Origin of the sequence: Cryptosporangium arvum DSM 44712 (genome assembly GCF_000585375.1) — a bacterium.
GTDB lineage: Bacteria > Actinomycetota > Actinomycetes > Mycobacteriales > Cryptosporangiaceae > Cryptosporangium > Cryptosporangium arvum.
Map to the genome: position 1 here is coordinate 747,478 of NZ_KK073874.1, position 17,568 is coordinate 765,045.

At 70.6% G+C, this 17,568-nt stretch carries 17 protein-coding genes and 1 pseudogene; 9 read left to right on the forward strand and 9 right to left on the reverse strand.

The genetic code is table 11. The features are described 5' to 3' along the window. The first annotated feature begins 11 nt into the window (after positions 1–11). The gene (locus CRYAR_RS03350; protein WP_035848407.1) at positions 12–1,190 is read left to right on the forward strand and encodes an SLC13 family permease; all 1,179 of its coding nucleotides are present in this window, start codon (positions 12–14) and stop codon (positions 1,188–1,190) included. On the opposite strand, the gene CRYAR_RS03355 is transcribed toward CRYAR_RS03350, so the two are convergent. The 4 genes from CRYAR_RS03355 to CRYAR_RS03370 form a co-directional block, all read right to left on the reverse strand. Beyond that, the gene (locus CRYAR_RS03355) at positions 1,173–2,363 is read right to left on the reverse strand and encodes an FAD-dependent oxidoreductase (protein WP_035848408.1); all 1,191 of its coding nucleotides are present in this window, start codon (positions 2,361–2,363) and stop codon (positions 1,173–1,175) included. The two genes, CRYAR_RS03350 and CRYAR_RS03355, sit on opposite strands and share 18 nt — an antisense overlap. A gap of 44 nt (positions 2,364–2,407) precedes the next feature. Beyond that, positions 2,408–3,070 carry an enoyl-CoA hydratase-related protein gene (locus CRYAR_RS03360; RefSeq protein ID WP_035848409.1) on the reverse strand — a complete coding sequence of 221 codons (663 nt, stop codon included), beginning with the start codon at positions 3,068–3,070 and terminating at the stop codon, positions 2,408–2,410. Continuing rightward, complete coding sequence (locus CRYAR_RS03365; RefSeq protein ID WP_084700019.1) at positions 3,070–3,933, reverse strand: crotonase/enoyl-CoA hydratase family protein; 864 nt, start codon at positions 3,931–3,933, stop codon at positions 3,070–3,072. Before CRYAR_RS03365 ends, CRYAR_RS03360 begins: the two co-directional genes overlap by 1 nt. Before the next feature lie 145 nt (positions 3,934–4,078). Continuing rightward, positions 4,079–4,309: a hypothetical protein gene (locus CRYAR_RS03370; protein ID WP_035848412.1), complete on the reverse strand. Its 231-nt coding sequence runs from the start codon at positions 4,307–4,309 to the stop codon at positions 4,079–4,081. A gap of 104 nt (positions 4,310–4,413) precedes the next feature. Here CRYAR_RS03370 and CRYAR_RS03375 point away from each other — a divergent pair, with 104 nt between their 5' ends. From CRYAR_RS03375 to CRYAR_RS49410, 4 genes are all read left to right on the forward strand, one after another. Next, a complete protein-coding gene (locus tag CRYAR_RS03375; protein WP_051569686.1) occupies positions 4,414–5,052 on the forward strand; it encodes a TetR/AcrR family transcriptional regulator in 639 nt (212 codons plus the stop codon). Between the two features lie 46 nt (positions 5,053–5,098). Continuing rightward, positions 5,099–6,025, forward strand: a complete 927-nt coding sequence (locus CRYAR_RS03380; protein WP_035848414.1) for an ABC transporter ATP-binding protein — start codon at positions 5,099–5,101, stop codon at positions 6,023–6,025. After that, entirely contained in the window at positions 6,022–6,798 is a 777-nt protein-coding gene (locus CRYAR_RS03385; RefSeq protein ID WP_035848416.1) for an ABC transporter permease, read from the forward strand. Before CRYAR_RS03380 ends, CRYAR_RS03385 begins: the two co-directional genes overlap by 4 nt. 135 nt (positions 6,799–6,933) lie before the next feature. Further along, positions 6,934–7,152: a hypothetical protein gene (locus CRYAR_RS49410; protein ID WP_035848419.1), complete on the forward strand. Its 219-nt coding sequence runs from the start codon at positions 6,934–6,936 to the stop codon at positions 7,150–7,152. 443 nt (positions 7,153–7,595) lie between these two features. Here the strand turns inward: CRYAR_RS49410 and CRYAR_RS51200 are convergent. Continuing rightward, positions 7,596–8,096 (reverse strand): annotated as a pseudogene (locus CRYAR_RS51200) (radical SAM protein); the annotation flags it as partial. Positions 8,097–8,131: 35 nt separating this feature from the next. Beyond that, positions 8,132–8,302, reverse strand: coding sequence for a hypothetical protein (locus CRYAR_RS03395; protein WP_157017311.1), 171 nt, complete (start codon positions 8,300–8,302; stop codon positions 8,132–8,134). A 225-nt stretch (positions 8,303–8,527) separates the two neighbouring features. Between CRYAR_RS03395 and CRYAR_RS03400 the strand changes: the two genes are divergently transcribed. Genes CRYAR_RS03400 through CRYAR_RS03415 form a run of 4 tightly spaced genes read left to right on the forward strand, consistent with a single transcriptional unit; the run spans position 8,528 to position 13,680 of the window. Beyond that, positions 8,528–9,139: a TetR/AcrR family transcriptional regulator gene (locus CRYAR_RS03400; protein WP_051569687.1), complete on the forward strand. Its 612-nt coding sequence runs from the start codon at positions 8,528–8,530 to the stop codon at positions 9,137–9,139. Between the two features lie 10 nt (positions 9,140–9,149). Next, positions 9,150–10,295, forward strand: a complete 1,146-nt coding sequence (locus CRYAR_RS03405) for an acyl-CoA dehydrogenase family protein (RefSeq protein ID WP_035848425.1) — start codon at positions 9,150–9,152, stop codon at positions 10,293–10,295. Positions 10,296–10,312: 17 nt separating this feature from the next. After that, positions 10,313–11,527 (forward strand): acetyl-CoA C-acetyltransferase, encoded by a 1,215-nt coding sequence (locus CRYAR_RS03410; RefSeq protein WP_035848428.1) that lies wholly within the window; start codon positions 10,313–10,315, stop codon positions 11,525–11,527. Continuing rightward, positions 11,524–13,680 (forward strand): 3-hydroxyacyl-CoA dehydrogenase NAD-binding domain-containing protein, encoded by a 2,157-nt coding sequence (locus CRYAR_RS03415; RefSeq protein ID WP_035848431.1) that lies wholly within the window; start codon positions 11,524–11,526, stop codon positions 13,678–13,680. Before CRYAR_RS03410 ends, CRYAR_RS03415 begins: the two co-directional genes overlap by 4 nt. A gap of 54 nt (positions 13,681–13,734) precedes the next feature. On the opposite strand, the gene CRYAR_RS03420 is transcribed toward CRYAR_RS03415, so the two are convergent. The 3 genes from CRYAR_RS03420 to CRYAR_RS03430 are packed head-to-tail and all read right to left on the reverse strand — an operon-like array spanning position 13,735 to position 17,514. After that, positions 13,735–14,379 carry an acetoacetate decarboxylase family protein gene (locus CRYAR_RS03420; protein ID WP_051569689.1) on the reverse strand — a complete coding sequence of 215 codons (645 nt, stop codon included), beginning with the start codon at positions 14,377–14,379 and terminating at the stop codon, positions 13,735–13,737. Beyond that, positions 14,376–16,043 (reverse strand): FAD-dependent oxidoreductase, encoded by a 1,668-nt coding sequence (locus tag CRYAR_RS03425; RefSeq protein WP_035848434.1) that lies wholly within the window; start codon positions 16,041–16,043, stop codon positions 14,376–14,378. The genes CRYAR_RS03420 and CRYAR_RS03425 overlap by 4 nt, the downstream gene beginning before the upstream one ends. After that, positions 16,033–17,514 (reverse strand): flavin-containing monooxygenase, encoded by a 1,482-nt coding sequence (locus CRYAR_RS03430; protein WP_035848436.1) that lies wholly within the window; start codon positions 17,512–17,514, stop codon positions 16,033–16,035. Before CRYAR_RS03430 ends, CRYAR_RS03425 begins: the two co-directional genes overlap by 11 nt. Positions 17,515–17,568: the final 54 nt, after the last annotated feature.

A 17,568-nucleotide genomic window follows, 5' to 3' on the forward strand; every position in this document is an offset into this window, starting at 1 on the left:
AAAGGAAGACTATGGTCTCGGATTCGTCGGTGCGTCGTCGTTGGCTGGAACCGCTCGACTGGGTGGGGCTCGGCCTCTTCGCGCTCGGGCTGATCGGGCTGGTCACCGGTCTGGTGCCGCTGCGCGACGCGGAGGGCACGATGCACCGCGTCGTGCCGCTGCTGTTGTTTCTCGGCACGGTGATCGTGCTCGCCGAGCTCACCGCGCGGGCCGAGGTGTTCGACGTCGTCGCGAGCTGGTTGGCGCGTCTGGGCCGAGGGCGCTACCCGGTGCTGTTCGCGCTCTGCGTGGGGTTCGCGACGCTCGTGACCGCGATCCTCAACCTCGACACGACCGCGGTGCTGCTGACCCCGGTGATGCTCGCGCTGGCGACGCGTCTGGAGGTGGCGCCACTGCCGTTCGCGATGACGACGGTCTGGCTCGCCAACACCGCGAGCCTCCTGCTCCCGGTCTCGAACCTGACGAACCTGCTCGCCGCCGACCGGGTCGGGCTGTCCCCGGTCGGGTTCGCGCTGCGGATGGCGCTGCCGGAACTGGCGTCGGTGCTCGCCACGGCCGCCTGCCTCTGGCTGCTGTATTGGCGACGCCGGTCGAGCGAGCGTTACGTCGTTCCGGAGAGGCACCGGCCGCCGGACCGCAGGCTGACCGCGATCGCGGCGGCGGCGTGCGTGCTGTTCGTCGTGCTCGTGCTGGTGGGAGTGCCGCTGGAGGCGGCGGCGCCGGTGTGCGCGGTGGTCGTCGTGGTGGCGTTCGCGGTCCGTGACCGGGACGCCCTGCGGTGGTCGCTGGTGCCGTGGCGGTTGCTGGTGCTGGTCACCGGGCTGTTCCTGGTGATGGACGCGATCGGCCGGCTGGGGCTCTCCGACCTGCTGCGCACGGTGCTCGGCGACGACCCGGGGCTGGGCCGGGTGGCCGCGGTCGGCGCGGTGCTGGCGAACGTCGTGAACAACCTGCCGGCGTACGTGGCGGTGGAGGCCGCGGTGCACCCCGATGCGCTGCTCGGCCTGCTCGTCGGGGTGAACGTCGGGCCGATCGTCGCGCCCTGGGCCTCGGTGGCGACGCTGCTCTGGTACGAGCGGTGCCGCTCGGCCGGGGTGCCGATCTCGTGGTGGCGCTTCGCGGCCACCGGCCTGGTGACCGCGGTGGTGGCGCTGACGGCCGCGGTCGGCGCGCTAGCGCTCGTCCACTAGCTTCTCCGGGCGCAGCCCGACGCCGATCAGGCGGGCCGGGATCACCTGCAGGGCCGGGAACCGGCGCAGCAGCCGCAGCGGGAGCGGAGCGGTCACCGGGCGACCCCCGGAGAGCACCGGGCGGATCACCGCGTTCTGCGCCAGCCGCTGGAACAGCTGCGTGCCGACGGTCGGGAGCGTACGACGCCGCTGCACCCGCGCGAGCACGGTGCTGGAGAGCCGTCGCTCGTTCAGCGGCGCGGCCAGGATGCGAGCCGCGGCGACCGCGTCCTGCACGGCCAGGTTGATGCCGACGCCGCCGATCGGCGACATCGCGTGCGCCGCGTCGCCGATCAGCAGCGCACCGGGGACGTGCCAGCGTTCGAGCCGGTCGACGGTGACGGTCAGGATCCGGATCGGATCCCAGTCGGTGATCTCGTCCATGCGGTCGCCCAGGAACGGCGCGAGGTCGGTGATCGACGCTTTGAACGCCGCCAGCCCGTCGCGTTTGACCTGCTCGAACCCGTTCTTCGGGAACACGTACGCGGTCTGCCAGTAGTTGCCGCGGTCGATCGTGATCAGGATGCGGCCCTTGCGCACGTGGCCGATCAGCCCGTCGCCGTCGGAGTCGTGGCGCGACAGGCGGAACCAGGCGACGTCCATCGGCGCACCGAAGTCGCGCGAGCGCAGGCCGAGCGCCCGACGGACCGTCGAGTGCCTGCCGTCGGTGCCCACGGTGAGCCGGGCGCGGATCTCGCCCTGGGTGGTGCGGACGCCGGTGACGACGCCGTTCTCCCGGATGACGTCGGTGACCTCGCACGCACGCAACAGCGTGAACGTCGGGTAGTGGGACGCCGCGCGGGCGAGCATCTCGAGCAGGTCCCACTGCGGGACGAGCGCGATGTACGGGTGCGGGTTGGACAGCCGTGTGAGGTCCCCGACCGGCCAGACCCCGTCGGGCAGATCGAGCGCCAGGCGTTCGAGCGTGCGGTGCGGGAGCTCGTCGAACTCCTTGCTCAGGCCCAGCTCGGCGAGCAGGTCGAGGGTGGAGGGGTGCACGGTGTCGCCACGGAAGTCGCGCAGGAAGTCCTCGTGTTTCTCGCAGACCACCACGTCGACGCCCTGGCGGGCCAGGAGCAGGCCGAGCACGAGCCCCGCCGGTCCGCCGCCGACCACACAGACATCGGTGTCCATGTCGCGACCTCCTTCGAATTCATCGAATGATGAAATCGTACGCCTCAGAGCGGCGGTTGGCGGAGTGCGGTGAGCACCTCCGCGTAAATACCCGCCTTGATCGTGCCGACCGCGCCGGCCGGCTTGCCCGTCAGCGGCCGGGCGATCGTGAGCGCGGTGGCGAGCACCTCGCCCTCGTCGGCCACCGCGTCGACGATCCGGGCGGCGGCCGCGTCGACGCCGCCGTAGCGACGCCCGGTCGTCATCGCCTCGTGCGCGGTCTGCTTCTCCAGCCGGGACCGCACCAGCGCGGTCATCCCGGCCGTGAACGGCATGCCGAGGTCCACCTCGGGCAGGCAGAAGTAGCCGCGGTCGGCGCGCATGACCCGGAAGTCGTGCGCGAGGGCGAGCATCGCTCCGCCGCCGAAGTTGTGGCCCTGGACCGCGGCCACTGTCGGGGCCGGGAACGCCAGGTAGCGGGCCAGCAGCGCCTGCACGGCCGAGATGTACTCGCTGAGCTCGTCCGCGTGCGTACCGAGCCAGTCCAGGTCGAGGCCGTTCGAGAAGAACTTCCCGGTGGCCGTCGTGACAAGTGCTTTCGGCCCGGCCGCCGCCTCCACCTCGTCGAGGGCGGTGTGCACCTCGGCGAGCCAGTCGGGGTGGAAGCGGTTCTCGGTGTCGCCGAGGTCCAGGACGAAGACTTCGCCGTCCTTCTGCAGCGTCGGCATCAGCGGCCCTCGAACTTCGGCTCGCGGCGCTGCAGGAACGCCGTCATCGCCTCGGTCAGGTCGTGCGACGGCAGGAACGCGGCGTTCCAGGTGGTCACGTAGCGCTGGGCGGCCGCGACCCGCTCGGCCCGGTTGACGTCCAGCACCTCCTTCACGCCCTGCACGACCAGCGGCGGGTTCGCGGCGACCTCGTCGGCGAACGCGTGCGCGGCCCCGACGGGGTCGGCGGCGACCTCGTTGACCAGGCCGATCCGCTCGGCCTTGGCCGCATCGATGTCCCGGCCGGTGAACGCGAGTTCGCGCAGGTGGCCCTCGGAGAGGATGCCGGGGAGGCGGGCGAGGCTGCCCATGTCGGCCACGATCGCCATCCGCACCTCGCGGATGCTGAACTTGGCGTCGGTCCCGGCGTAGCGGACGTCGCACGCGGCCAGCAGGTCGATCCCCCCGCCGATGCACCACCCGCTCACCGCGGCGGCGACCGGCTTGCGGCAGTCGGCGACGGCGTCGAGTGCGGTCTGCATCTCCCGGATCTCGTGGAGGAAGCGGGTTCGGGCCCGCGCGAGGCCGCCGTCCTCCTGCAGCGTGCTGCCGGCGCCGGTAGCGAACGACGTCAGGTCGAGCCCGTAGCTGAAGTGGTGGCCGGAGCCGGTGACCACGATCGCGCGGACGCTCTCGTCGGCGCCGAGCGCGCGGAACAACGTCGGGGTCTCGGACCAGAACGCCGGGCCCATCGCGTTGCCCTTGCCCGGGCCCAGCAATGTCACCCGGACGACGGCGCCGTGTTCGCCGTGCCGGGTGGCGGACAGTGCGGTCAGCTTCTCGTCGAACTCGTACGGTGTCGCCACGTCGGTGGGGCTGCTCATCCATGCCTCCCGTGCTGATTTCTCACCATCATCGGGCCGGAAGGGGTGCTGGTTCCGGCCAGTACCAAGAGTGTGCCGGGCGCCACGTACGACGAAGGCCCCGCGACGTCGCGGGGCCTCGGTGTGTCGGGGTAGGCGGAGCGCGTCAGTGCGCGGCGTGGTGCGGGGTGCGCGCCCGGGGCGTGTCGTCGGTGCTGCTGCGCTGCAGGGCGTCGGCGGTGCGGCGCAGGTCGCGGGTGGCGGCCCGGTGGCGGGCCCACTCGGTCAGCGGCGGGCGGGCGGCCCACACCGCGAGCGAGAGCACGATGGCGACACCGGCGGCGACGAGAACAGCCGTGTACACGGTGGCGGCGATGAGAAGGCCGTGGTCGATCATGTGAATCCCTCCGTGGAACTTTCTACATCTGTAGAAAACGTACGTCGGGTTCCCGGCATCGTCTACACCTGTAGAAGTCGCGCCGGTCACAGTACGGTGGACCAGTGGTACGAGCGTCGTCAGGCAACCGCAGAGCGGACATTCTGGACGCAGCGATCGACCTCGTCGCCGAGGCCGGGCTCCGCGGCCTGACCCACCGCGCGGTCGACGCCGCCGCCGGCCTGCCGGAAGGCTCCACGTCCGCGTACTTCCGCACGCGGGCGGCCCTCCTCACCGCCGTCGTGGTGCGGCTGGGGGAACGGATCGGTGCCGACGTCGACGAGCTGGCCGACGAGGCCGCGCGCCATCCCGGCGACACCACCCACGCGATCGAGGAGACGCTGAAGCAGCTCGACTGCTGGCTCTCCGACCCGGCGCCGCTGCTCGCCCGGCTCGAGCTCTCGCTGGAGTCGACCCGACGCCCCGAGCTCGGCGAGGCGATGAACAACTGGCGGACGGCGTTCGAGGCGCTCGTCGCCCGGATGCTCGACGACGTCGGCCTGAGCAAGGCGAGCGAACGCGCGACGCTCATCGTCGCCTGCATGGACGGCATTTTGCTCCGCGCGCTGACCTCGGCTCCGGCCGACGAGGCCCGGCGCACCGCCGTCGACGAGGCCCGGACGCTGCTGACCTCGCTGTTGATCAGCGCGCAGGTGCTGGACTCCGGCCAGGACCCCCTGACAGATGTCATGCCAGGGCGATGACGCTCGATCCGTGGGTCGAGTGTCCCGCGGGCCGAGAGTTATCGGCATGGAAAACACCACGCTGACGCGGACGGGAACCACCGCCGCGGTCCGGCTCACCGGGCTCACGAAGCGGTTCGGGTCGGTCACCGCCGTCGACGACCTCTCGCTGACCATCGAACCCGGCGAGGTGGTCGCGTTCCTCGGCCCGAACGGGGCCGGCAAGACCACGACCGTCGACATGATGCTCGGCCTCGCCCGGCCCACCGCCGGTTCGGTCGAGATCTACGGCCGGGCGCCGTCGGTCGCGGTCGCGGAGGGCCGGATCGCGGCGGTCATGCAGACCGGCGGCCTGCTCAAGGACCTCACGGTGGCCGAGACCGTGCGGATGACCGGCTCGCTGTTCGGCCGCACCCGCCCGGTGAACGAGGTGCTCACCCGGGCCGGGATCCTCGACATCGCCGACCGCCGCGTCGGCAAGTGCTCCGGCGGCCAGCAGCAGCGGCTCCGGTTCGCGATGGCGCTGCTGCCCGACCCCGACCTGATGGTGCTCGACGAGCCCACGACCGGCATGGACGTCGAGGGCAGGCGCGAGTTCTGGGCCGCGATCCGGCAGGACGCCGCCCAGGGACGCACGGTCCTCTTCGCCACCCACTACCTCGACGAGGCCGACGCCTATGCCGACCGGATCGTGCTCGTGCGGCACGGACGGGTGGTCGCCGACGGCACGGCCGCGTCGATCAAGGGCCTGGCGACGGGGCGTCTCGTGCGGGCCACGCTGCCCGGGGCCGACCCGGTCGCGCTCGCCGCGCTGCCCGGCGTCGACCAGGTGGAGGTTCGCGGCGATTCGGTGCTGGTGCACGCGTCCGACTCGGACGCGGTGGCCCGCCACCTGCTGACCGCCACCGGTGCCCGCGACCTGGAGATCACCTCGCGGAACCTCGAAGACGCATTCATCGCGCTCACCACGGACGCAACGGAGGAGAACAAGTGACTACCTACATCGGTGAGCGCCGGACGCCTCGGCTCGGGGGCCTGAACCCCACCTACCTCGGCCTGGAGATCCGCCGGACCCTCCGCAACCGCCGGACGCTGTTCTTCATCCTGATCATGCCGGCCGTGTTCTTCCTGCTCTTCGGACTGCCGCAGAAGGGCCAGTCGCTGGACAACGGGCAGCCGGTGACCGCGTACATCATGATCAGCCTCGCGGTGTACGGCGCGATGGTCGCGACCACGAGCGGTGGAGCGATGGTCGCGGTGGAGCGGGCCCAGGGGTGGAGCCGCCAGCTGCGGCTGACCCCGCTGCGACCGGCCGCGTACATCGCGACGAAGGTGCTCTCGGCCCTGGTGCTCGGCCTGGCGGCCGTGCTCGTGGAGTTCATCGTCGGCGCCGCAGCCGGCGTACGGATGCCGGTGCACATGTGGCTGCTGGCCGGCCTGGTCGCGTGGGTCGGTTCGCTGGTCTTCGCCGCCTTCGGCCTGTTCATCGGCTACCTGGTGCCGGCCGAGAACGTCATGCAGTTCCTCGGCCCGATCCTGGCGATCCTGGCCATGTTCGGCGGCCTGTTCGTGCCGCTGGAGGTGCTGCCGCACGCGTTCCAGGAGATCGCGAAGTGGACGCCGGTGTACGGGATCGGCACGATCGCCCGGAGCCCTCTGACCGGAGACACCGTGACGCTGACCGAGGTCGCGAACGTGGTGGCCTGGACCCTGCTCTTCGGTCTCGGCGCCGCCCGCCTCTTCCGCCGGGACACCGCCCGCGTCTGAGCTCGCCTAGGAATCCTCGCCCTCGATGCCCCGGCCACCACGGCCGGGGCATCGGCATTTCTAGGCGGTGGCACAGGAAGCGCTCAGGGCCGCGACTGACAGTGGGGACATCCGCACCCCCGAGAGGACACGCCGATGACCGCCGCCACGCTTCCCCCGTCGCTCCGAGTTCTCGGCCGCCGCCGGGAGCGGACGACCCGCCTGGCGGTGGCCGCGGCCCTGCTCGCCGCGCTGGCCACGTTCTCGCTCACCGCGAGCGGGGGATCGACGACGGCGCCGAGCGCGGCCCCGGTGCTCGCGGCGGTGAGCCGGACCGTGACGACCGACCTGCTTCCCCGAGGCGACGAACAGTGACGGCCGCGTCGTCGCGAGCGGCCGTTCGGCCCGCCCGGAGCACTCACCCGCTGCGCCCCGCAGACGGGAGTGCCTCTGTCAACCGGGCCCGAACGTGGTCTTTCGACAGACCGTCCAGGCCCAGCCGTTGCGCAACCATTTCCGGGTGAGCAGGGCTCCGCTCCCAGCAATGCGCCGATTATCTCGTCGAAAAGCCTGACCTCCGGCTCGTTCGTAGTGCTTCCGAGCCATCTGTCGAACACGATTCGGAGCCAATCGGCGTACGGGGTAGCGCCTTCGGCGGGAAGCCCAGCAGGTGGTGTCGTCCAGTTTCCGTGCGGGAACAGAAAATCCACTCGCGGGGGATCGAAATGAGTGAGTGCTCCATACGTGCGAATCGGATCGTGCGAGAGGTTTATCGTGCAGATGAGTCCGCGATAGAGCGAACGATAATTCGGGCTGCGAAGAAGATCGATTCCGGCGGCGACCGCGTGGTAGCTCCCGTCGCCGTTGCGGTACCGCCGATGCCGGTCGTGGTCGGCCTGGTCGCCGTCGAGGCTGACGCCGACGCCGATGGCGTGGTCGGCCAGGACGTCCAGCATGGGGGTGGTCAGCAGCACTCCGTTGGTCTGCACCGAGAGGTGTACCGCGGTAGGTGGCCGGACGTGGTCGGACATCTGCTCGGCGATGTAGGCGAGCATCTCTCGTCCAACCAGGAGTGGCTCGCCGCCGTGCAGAATCACGCGGACGTCGGGAATCTCGTGTGCCGCCGCGTGTTCACCGATCCGTTGCGCCGTCGTCTGCACCGTTTGTTCGGAGATCGTCAGGGGCTGCGACCTCCAGGATTGGTCCGCCATCTCGTACACGTAACAGTAGTTGCACGCCAAGTTGCAGCGAGACGCGATCTTCAGGACGAAGTCGGTGAACGCGAATTCGGTCGGAGTCGGCATCGTGGTCGGTGGCATCGTCTTCTACCGGACCGGGGAGGCCGGGGCCGCCGTCAGATGCTCGAGTTGAATCGGGGATCGGCGCTATGCGCCTGCTGGGGGCCTTGGAACTTCCGCTCGGCGACGCGCCGTACGGCGGAGGAGAGATTTACCGCCAGCGTGTCGGGGTCGATCGCGCCGAGGTCGATCAGGTATTCGCTCCGGCTGGACTTCGCAGTCGTCATCTGACCCTGCCTTCTGATCATGGGCGCGCCGATCGACTTGGCCGCGGAGTTCCGACTCGAGTGGCCTACAAAAGTCGCCCCTATCAACATGGGGTCTTTCTTGCCCGCGCGAGAGGCTAGCAGAGGGTAGGGAGGTGGGCGGGAAGAAACATACAGGCTTGACTGTATGCTTAGGATCGGCCCACACTGGCCACGCCGAGCTGTTCGACATGAGGAAGGTGGCGAGTGGCGAGTCCCACCGACACGCAGCCCGCGCGGCGGACGCAGGCCGATCGCAGTGCGGCGACCAAGACGCGGTTGCTCGACGCCACCATCACCAGTCTCGTGGAAGACGGGTACAACGGCACGACGACGACGGCTGTCGCGCAGCGGGCCGGGGTCAGCCGCGGGGCGCAGCTGCATCACTACGGCACCAAGGAGAAGCTCGTCGCCGCGGCGGTCGCGCACCTGGCCGAGCAGCGCGCGGCGGTGGTCCGCGACCAGATCGCCCAGCTCGGGGCAGCCAAGGACACGCTGCGTCGCACGCTCGACCTGCTCGCCGACTTCCTCTCCGGCCCGCTCTACGCGGCCACCATCGAGCTCTGGGTCGCGGCCCGGAGCGACGCCGCCCTGCGGGAGATGCTCATCCCGGTCGAAGCGCAGCTCGCGAAGGAACTGCGCGAGATCTGCCGCGAATACGTCACCTCCGACCCGCTGCTCCAGCAGATGACGCTCGATCTGCTCCTCGGCCGGGGCGTCACGATGCTGCTCACCGACTGGAACGCCGGCCATCGGGCCCAGGCGCTCGACGCCTGGGCCGAAATGCTCGCCACCAGGAACGCCCCGCCGACACCCTAAGGACGCAAGGATGCGCCGCACGCTCTACGAGGAAGACCACGAGGCCTTCCGCTCGACCGCACGCACCTTCCTGGCCAAGGAGGTCGTCCCCTTCCACGACGAGTGGGAGAAGGAAGGCCTCGTCGACCGCCGCATCTGGACCGCGGCCGGCGCGCAGGGCCTGCTCGGCACCGACGTGCCCGAGGAGTACGGCGGCGGTGGCATCAAGGACTTCCGCTACAACGCCGTGCTCACCGATGAGACGATCGCGGTCGGTGCGAGCGGCGTCGGGTTCTCACTGCACAACGACGTCACCGCGCCGTACCTCACCGACCTCGCCACCGACGAGCAGAAGCAGCGCTGGTTACCGGGCTTCTGCAGCGGTGAGCTCATCACCGCGATCGCGATGACCGAACCCGGTGCGGGCTCGGACCTGCAGGGGATCGCCACCCACGCACGCAAGGACGGGACGGACTTCGTCCTCAACGGCTCGAAGACGTTCATCACCAACGGCATCCACGCCGACCTCGTGCTGGTGGTCGCGCGTACCGACCCCGACGCGAAGGCCGCCCACGGGCTGAGCCTCCTCGCCGTCGAGCGGGGCATGCCCGGCTTCGAGCGCGGCCGCAACCTGGACAAGATCGGCATGAAGGCCCAGGACACCGCGGAACTGTTCTTCGACGACGTGCGGGTCCCGAAGGAGAACGTCGTCGGCGAGCTCAACCAGGGCTTCATCCACCTGATGACGATGCTGCCGCAGGAGCGCCTCTCGATCGCGGTCGCCGCGGTGGCCGGAGCGCGCACGGTCTTCGACCGCACGCTCGAGTACGTCAAGGACCGCAAGGCGTTCGGACGTCCGGTCGGCAGCTTCCAGCACAACCGCTTCGTCCTCGCCGAGATGGCGACCGAGCTCGAGCTCGCCGAGACCTACCTCGACAAGGCCGTCACCGAGCACAACAAGGGCCAGTACACCGCGGTCGACGCGTCGATGGCCAAGTGGTGGACCACGGAGATGCAGAAGCGGGTCGTCGACCGCTGCGTTCAGTTGCACGGTGGTTACGGCTTCATGCGTGAATATCCGGTCGCCCGCGCCTACACGGACACTCGGATCACCACGATCTACGGCGGAACGACCGAAATCATGAAGGAGATCGTCGGGCGTTCGCTCGGCGTCTGAAAGCCCGGAGGCGCGAAATGAGCACAGAGGCTTATGTGTACGACGCGATCCGCACACCGCGCGGTCGCGGCAAGAAGTCCGGGTCGCTGCACTCGGTCAAACCCGTCTCCCTGGTCACGGGGCTGATCGAGACGATCAGGACACGCAACCCGGAGCTCGACCCCCGCGAGATCGACGACCTCGTGCTCGGCGTCGTCAGCCCGGTCGGCGAGCAGGGTGCCGACATCGCGAAGACCGCCGCGATCGCGTCCGGTCTGCCGGAGACCGTGTCCGGCGTCCAGCTCAACCGGTTCTGCGCTTCCGGCCTGGAAGCGGTGAACATCGCCGCGCAGAAGGTCCGCTCGGGCTGGGAGGACCTGGTGTTCGCCGGCGGCGTCGAAGCGATGTCCCGGGTGCCGATGGGCTCGGACGGCGGCGCCTGGGCCCAGGACCCGGAGACCGCGTACGCCACCGGCTTCGTGCCCCAGGGCATCGGCGCGGACCTGATCGCGACCCTGCACGGCTGGTCGCGCACCGATGTCGACGCCTACGCGGCCCGCTCGCAGCAGCGCGCGGCCAAGGCCTGGGCGAACGGGTACTTCGCGCGCAGCGTCGTGCCGGTCACCGACCTCAACGGCAGCACGGTTCTCGACCAGGACGAGCATGTCCGTCCCGACACCACGGTCGAGTCGCTGAGCGGGTTGCCCGCCAGCTTCGCCGGGATCGGTGACCAGGGCGGCTTCGACGCGGTGGCACTCGACAAGTACCACTGGGTCGAGCGGATCGAGCACGTCCACACGGCCGGCAACTCGTCCGGCATCGTCGACGGCGCCGCGCTCGTCGTCGTCGGCAGCGAAGAGGCCGGCCGCCGCAACGGGCTCACCCCCCGCGCCCGGATCGTCGCGACCGCGGTCTCCGGCGCCGACCCGACGATCATGCTCACCGGCCCGGCCCCGGCGAGCCGCAAGGCGCTGGCCAAGGCCGGCCTCACCGTCGACGACATCGATCTGGTCGAGATGAACGAGGCGTTCGCGGCCGTGGTGCTCCGGTTTATGGCCGACACCGGGTTCGACGAGGAGATCGTGAACGTCAACGGCGGCGCGATCGCGATGGGGCACCCGCTCGGCGCGACCGGCGCGATGCTCATCGGCACGATGATCGACGAGCTGGAACGCCGCGAGCAGCGGTACGGACTGGTGACGCTCTGCGTCGGTGGCGGAATGGGAATCGCGACGGTGGTGGAGAAGCTGTGAGCATCCGTTGGGACCGTGCCGAAGACGGCATCGTCACGCTGACGCTGGACGCACCGAACGCGTCGGCGAACACGATGGACGCCGCGTTCGAGGCGGCGCTCGGCGAGACCGTGGACCGGCTGGTCCGCGAGAAGGACTCGATCACGGGCGTCATCCTCACCAGCGCGAAGAAGACGTTCTTCGCCGGCGGCAACCTCGACGCGCTGATCCAGGCGAGCCCGGAGAGCCGCGACCAGCTGCTGACCACCGTCGACGACATCAAGCGCCGCCTGCGGACGATCGAGACGCTCGGCGTCCCGGTGGTGGCCGCGATCAACGGCGCGGCGCTCGGTGGCGGCCTGGAGATCGCGCTGGCCGCGCACCACCGCATCGCGCTGGACACGCCCGGCACCAAGCTCGGCTTCCCCGAGGTCACGCTGGGCCTGCTTCCCGGTGCCGGGGGCGTCGTGCGCAGCGTGCGGCTGCTCGGTCTGGTGACCGCGCTGACCCAGCTCCTGCTGCAAGGTCAGCAGCTGCGCGCGTCGGCCGCCAAGGACCTCGGGCTGGTGCACGAGGTGGTCACGGACCCGGCGGACCTGCTGGTGAAGGCCCGTGCATGGATAGCCGCCAACCCGCAGGCCACCCAGCCCTACGACGCCAAGGGCTACAAGGTGCCGGGCGGCTCACCGAACTCGCCCTCGCTGGCCGGGTTCCTGCCCGCGCTGCCCGCGAACCTGCGCAAGCAGCTCAAGGGAGCGCACCTGCCGGCGCCGCACCACATCCTGTGCGCCGCGGTCGAGGGACTGCTCGTCGACATCGACACCGCGTTCGTGATCGAGGGCCGGTACTTCGCCGACCTGGCCGCCGGTCAGACCTCGACGAACATGATCCAGGCGTTCTGGTTCGACCTGAACCGCATCAACGGCGGCGGCAGCCGTCCGGCGGACGTGCCCGCGTCCAAGCCCACGAAGGTGGGTGTTCTCGGTGCGGGCATGATGGGCGCCGGAATCGCCTACGTCACGGCCAAAGCCGGTATCGACGTGGTGCTCCGCGACGTCTCGGCCGAGGCCGCGGAACGGGGCAAGGCGTACTCGCGGAAGATCCTCGACAAGCAGATCGCGCGCGGGCGCAGCACGGAGGCCAAGCGCGACGCGCTGCTCGGGCGGATCCACGCCACGGCCGACGTCGCGGACCTCGCCGGGTGCGACTTCGTGATCGAGGCGGTGTTCGAGGACACCGCTTTGAAGCACACGGTGCTCGCCGAGGCCGCCGCCGCGGCACCGGACGCGCTGATCACGTCGAACACCTCGACGCTGCCGATCACCGAGCTGCAGCAGGGCGCGGGCCTGCCCGACCTGGTCGGCGTGCACTTCTTCTCGCCGGTCGACAAGATGCCGCTGATCGAGCTGATCGTCGGGGCCGACACGTCACCGGAGGCCGTGGCCAAGGCGTACGACTACACGCGCGCGATCGGCAAGACGCCGATCGTCGTCAAGGACAGTCGTGGGTTCTTCACCAGCCGGGTGTTCGGCACGATGGTGATGGAAGGCGCCGCGATGCTCGGTGAGGGCCTGCCCCCGATGAGCGTCGAGCGGGCCGCGCTGCAGTCGGGCTTCCCGGCCGGGCCGTTGACGCTGCTCGACGAGGTGACGCTCACGCTGCCGCTGAAGATCGAGGAGCAGGGCGGTGGCGCCGCGGCCCACCCGGGTCTGAAGGTGCTCAGCACGCTCGTGCGCGAGCACGACCGCACCGGTAAGGCGTCCGGGAAGGGCTTCTTCGACTGGGAGCCGACGAAGACGGTGTGGCCCGGGCTCGCCGAGGCGTTCCCGCCGAACGTCGACGGGCTCGCGCCGGGGGCCGGGAACGACCCGATCCGGTTCCGGGACGCCCAGGACCGGCTGCTGTTCATCATGGCCGTGGAGACGGCCCGGTGCTTCGAAGAGGGCGTGCTGACCTCGGTCGAGGACGCGAACATCGGCTCGATCATGGGAATCGGGTTCCCGCCGGGGCTGGGCGGCGTCGCCCAGTTCGTCGATCAGTACGACGGTGGGGTGGCGGGCTTCGTGGCCCGCGCCGACGAGCTCGCCGACAAGTTCGGCGAGCGGTTCCGCCCGCCCGCGCTGCTCCGCGATCGCGCGGTGGCGGCGGGCTCGCTCCGCGAGGCGCTCGCGTAGCACCACGGACACGGAGGGCCGGCACGCTATTGAGCTGCCGGCCCTCCGTTCGTGTCAGCGGGGTGCGCTGATGTTCATCGTCGAGTCGCTGATGATCAGCGCGGGGTGGCGGCCCGGGAGAAGCCAGGACGACAGCGTCGGCCCGCTCGCGGCCACCGTGACCCGGCCCAGGCGGGCGCGGCCGTACAGGCCCACCCAGGCCGATCGCGGCCCCTCGTCGAAGAGCTGGGTCATCTTCAACCCGCCGGCCACCGGGAACTTCGGTGTCGACGCCTGCGCGGTGGCGGCGACGTCCCAGCCGTCACCCGAGGCTGCGATCGACGACGAGCCCCAGGTGAACGACGCGACCGCTTTCGGCAGCGCCCAGTTCACCCGCCCGCCGTGCACGGACGCCAGCGAGTCGACCGCGATGAACGGCACGTGCAGCGGCGGCACCGGCCACTGACGCAGCAGCACCGGGCTCGCGAAGACCTCCGAGTACGGTCCGACCGGCGACTCGCGGTACCGCACGAACGCCACCAGCGTCACCGGGATGGTGCCCAGCGCACGCAGCTCGACCGGCAGCTGGGCCGCCGCGTCCGGCGACGCCCGGTGCCACCAGAAGGCGGCGTCGATCTTCGTCCTCCACGGGGCCGGCGCCGAGCTCTCCGGCAACACGACGTCGGTGGCCAGCAGCGACTCGGGAACTGACGGGATCATGAGGACTCTCGAACCTTGATCGTCGGGAACAGGAGCGCAGCGGGTGCGTGCGCTGGTACGACCGGACTGCCCGGTGCCACCGGGGCCACGCGCCGATAAGCCTGGCCGAGGTCCGGGCGGGGGTCGTCCTCGCCGCGGTTCGGCCAGAACGAGCAGGCCCGCTCGGTGAGAGCGGTGATCGTCAGGGCCGGGTTCACGCCGAGGTTCGCCGAGACCGTCGACCCGTCCATGATCGAGAGCCCCGGGTAGCCGTGCACCCGGTGGTACGGATCGATGACGCCGTCGTCGGCCGAGAGCCCCATCGAGCAGCCGCCGATGAAGTGCGCGGTCATCGGGATGTTCGCGATGTCGGCGAACGATCCGCCGGGATCGCCGTCGACCTCGCGGGCGAGGCGGCGCACGACGTCGTGACCGACCGGGATCCACCGTGGCGGCGGCTCGCCGGGGCCGGGTTTCGTCCGCAGCCGCTGGCCGCCGAACAGCCCGCGCTTGCCCGACACCACCAGTGAGTCGTCGTGTTCCTGCATGACGAGCGCGATCACCGTGCGCTCCGACCAGCGGCGCACGGACAGGCTGCGCCAGACCGCGCCGGGGTTGCGGACGGCCACCCCGAGGGCGCGCAGCCAGCGCGGGCCGCGCCCACCGTCGACGAGCAGCGTCTGCAGCAGGCCGATCACGTTGCTGCCCGGCCCGTAGCGGACCGGCTCGATGTGAGTCTTCGGGTCCGGGTGGAACGACGCCGTGATCGCCACGCCCCGGCTGTAGTTCGTGTGGAGACGCCGAGACGTCGCCGCGAGCACCGCCTCGGAGTTCGTCCGCGTCTGGTGGCCCAGCCGGGGCGAGAGGTCCGGCATCGTCTTGCGCATCGCGTGCAGCAACCGCTGCGTGCCGTACGTGCCCGCGGCCAGCACGACGTGGTCCGCGGTGAACGTCCGCCGGCCCGACCGGCGGCCGCTGCGCACGGTCTCGACGGTCCAGCCGGGGCGGTCGGTGCGGATCGACCTCACGGTGGTGAGCGGGTGCACCTCGGCCCCGGCCTTCTCGGCCAGGTACAGGTAGTTCTGGGTGAGCGTGTTCTTCGCGCCGACGCGACAGCCGGTCATGCACGAGCCGCACTCGGTGCACGCCACCCGGTCGGGCCCGGCGCCGCCGAAGAAGGGGTCCTTCCCCGACGGCCCGAAGAACACGCCGACCGGGGTCGAGCGCCAGGTGTCCCCGGCCCCGATCTCGTCCGCGACCTTGCGCATCGCGACGTCCGCCGGCGTCACCGACGGGTTCGTCGTGACGCCGAGCATGCGCCGGGCCTGCTCGTAGTGCGGCTCGAGTTCGTCGGCCCAGTCGGTGATGCCGGCCCACTGCGGGTCGTCGAAGAACGCCCGCGGTGGCTGGTAGAGCGTGTTGGCGTAGTTCAGCGACCCACCGCCGACGCCGGCGCCGGCCATCACCAGCACGTCGGGCAGCAGGTGGATGCGTTGCGGGCCGTAACACCCGAGCTGCGGCGCCCACAGGTACCGGCGCAGATCCCACGACGTTTTCGGCAGGGTCTCCTGGTCGAACCGGCGGCCGGCCTCCAGCACCCCGACCCGGTACCCCTTCTCGGTGAGGCGGAGCGCGGTGACGCTGCCGCCGAAGCCACTACCCACCACGAGGACGTCATAGTGCATTCAGCGGCACCGCTTTCAAGTGGTAGTTGTCCAGGTCGATGCGGCGCGTCGCCTGCCGGTACCGCCACGTGAACGTATGCCACATGACGCTGTTCCGGCCGTTGCGGTCGAGATACCAGCTGGCGCACCCGCCCTGGTTCCAGACCGACCGCTCCAACTTGCGGTGGACGTCGGCGACGTAGTCGTGTTCGGTCTCCGCACGCACCTCGAGCGAGGCGAGGTCGGCGCGGTCGAGCGTGCGGACGGCGTCGACGATGTAGCGGGCCTGCGACTCGAGCATGTAGATGATCGAGCTGTGCCCCAGGTTCGTGTTCGGGCCGTACATCAGGAACAGGTTCGGGAACCCGTGGATGGTCATCCCGAGGTGGGCGCGCGGGCTCCCGTCCCAGGTCTCGGCGAGGGTCAGCCCGGCGCGGCCGGTGATCAGGCGGGCCACCGGCGGTTCGGTCGGGGTGAAGCCGGTGCCGAAGATCAGGACGTCGAGATCGTGCTCGCGCCCGGCGGCGTCGACGACACCGGTCGGGGTCACCTCGGCGGCGGCCGCGGTCACCAGCTCGACGTTGGGCCGCTGCAGCGCCGGGAACCAGTCGTCGGAGAGCAGCGCGCGTTTGCAGCCGATCTGGAACGGCGGGCGCAGCTTCGCCCGCAGCTCCGGGTCCTTCACCTGGCGGCGCAAGTGGGTCTCGGCGACGAACTGCATGCCCGGCAGCAGCTTGGGGAAGTGGGCCATGCTGAGCACGTAGCTCTCGCGGTAGAGGTACGTCGAGCCGCGGGCGATCCGCTGGGTGATCGGCCAGCGTCGGTAGAGCGCACGCTCGGCTTTGAGGTACGGCCGGTCGCCCCGGGGCACGACCCAGCCCGGCGTCCGCTGGAAGACGGTCAGCCGACCGGCCTCCGGCGCGATCGCCGGAACGAACTGCACGGCGGACGCGCCGGTACCGACGACGCCGACCCGCTTGCCCTTCAGCGGGACCGAGTGGTCCCAGCGGGCGGAGTGGAACGCGTCGCCGCGGAACGAGACCAGGCCGGGCAGGTCGGGCAGGCGTGGGGCGGACAGCGCGCCGGTGGCGGCCACCAGCACCTGGGCGCGGATGGTGCCGCTGGAGGTCTCGGCGATCCAGTGGGTGCCGTCCCAGTGGGCACCGAACAGTTCGCAGCCGAACCGGACGTGGTCGATCAGGCCGGTGTCGCGCACCGTCCGCACCAGGTAGTCCAGGATCTCGGGCTGGCGGCTGTAGGACCGCGGCCAATCCGGGTTCGGCGCGAACGAGAACGAGTACAGCACCGACTGCACGTCGCAGGCGCACTCGGGATAGGTGTTGTCCCGCCAGGTGCCGCCGACCTGGTCGGCCTTCTCGATGATCAGCAGGTCGTCGGGGGAGCGGTAGCCGGCGGCGCGTAAATGCGCCGCCGCTGACAGTCCTCCGAAACCGGCGCCGACCACCAGGACGCGTACGGATTCTTCCGGCACGTGCTCACCCCCGACGTTGGGCAGTGGCTCACAAAAAGATGCAGTCTTGACGGT

What these genes read in the sequence shown, in the direction of transcription:
- CRYAR_RS03350 (WP_035848407.1), top strand. Translation starts at nt 12, where the DNA reads ATGGTCTCGGATTCGTCGGTGCGTCGTCGTTGGCTGGAACCGCTCGAC.
- CRYAR_RS03355 (WP_035848408.1), bottom strand. Translation starts at nt 2,363, where the DNA reads ATGGACACCGATGTCTGTGTGGTCGGCGGCGGACCGGCGGGGCTCGTG.
- CRYAR_RS03360 (WP_035848409.1), bottom strand. Translation starts at nt 3,070, where the DNA reads ATGCCGACGCTGCAGAAGGACGGCGAAGTCTTCGTCCTGGACCTCGGC.
- CRYAR_RS03365 (WP_084700019.1), bottom strand. Translation starts at nt 3,933, where the DNA reads ATGAGCAGCCCCACCGACGTGGCGACACCGTACGAGTTCGACGAGAAG.
- CRYAR_RS03370 (WP_035848412.1), bottom strand. Translation starts at nt 4,309, where the DNA reads ATGATCGACCACGGCCTTCTCATCGCCGCCACCGTGTACACGGCTGTT.
- CRYAR_RS03380 (WP_035848414.1), top strand. Translation starts at nt 5,099, where the DNA reads ATGGAAAACACCACGCTGACGCGGACGGGAACCACCGCCGCGGTCCGG.
- CRYAR_RS49410 (WP_035848419.1), top strand. Translation starts at nt 6,934, where the DNA reads ATGACCGCCGCCACGCTTCCCCCGTCGCTCCGAGTTCTCGGCCGCCGC.
- CRYAR_RS03395 (WP_157017311.1), bottom strand. Translation starts at nt 8,302, where the DNA reads ATGACGACTGCGAAGTCCAGCCGGAGCGAATACCTGATCGACCTCGGC.
- CRYAR_RS03405 (WP_035848425.1), top strand. Translation starts at nt 9,150, where the DNA reads ATGCGCCGCACGCTCTACGAGGAAGACCACGAGGCCTTCCGCTCGACC.
- CRYAR_RS03410 (WP_035848428.1), top strand. Translation starts at nt 10,313, where the DNA reads ATGAGCACAGAGGCTTATGTGTACGACGCGATCCGCACACCGCGCGGT.
- CRYAR_RS03420 (WP_051569689.1), bottom strand. Translation starts at nt 14,379, where the DNA reads ATGATCCCGTCAGTTCCCGAGTCGCTGCTGGCCACCGACGTCGTGTTG.
- CRYAR_RS03425 (WP_035848434.1), bottom strand. Translation starts at nt 16,043, where the DNA reads ATGCACTATGACGTCCTCGTGGTGGGTAGTGGCTTCGGCGGCAGCGTC.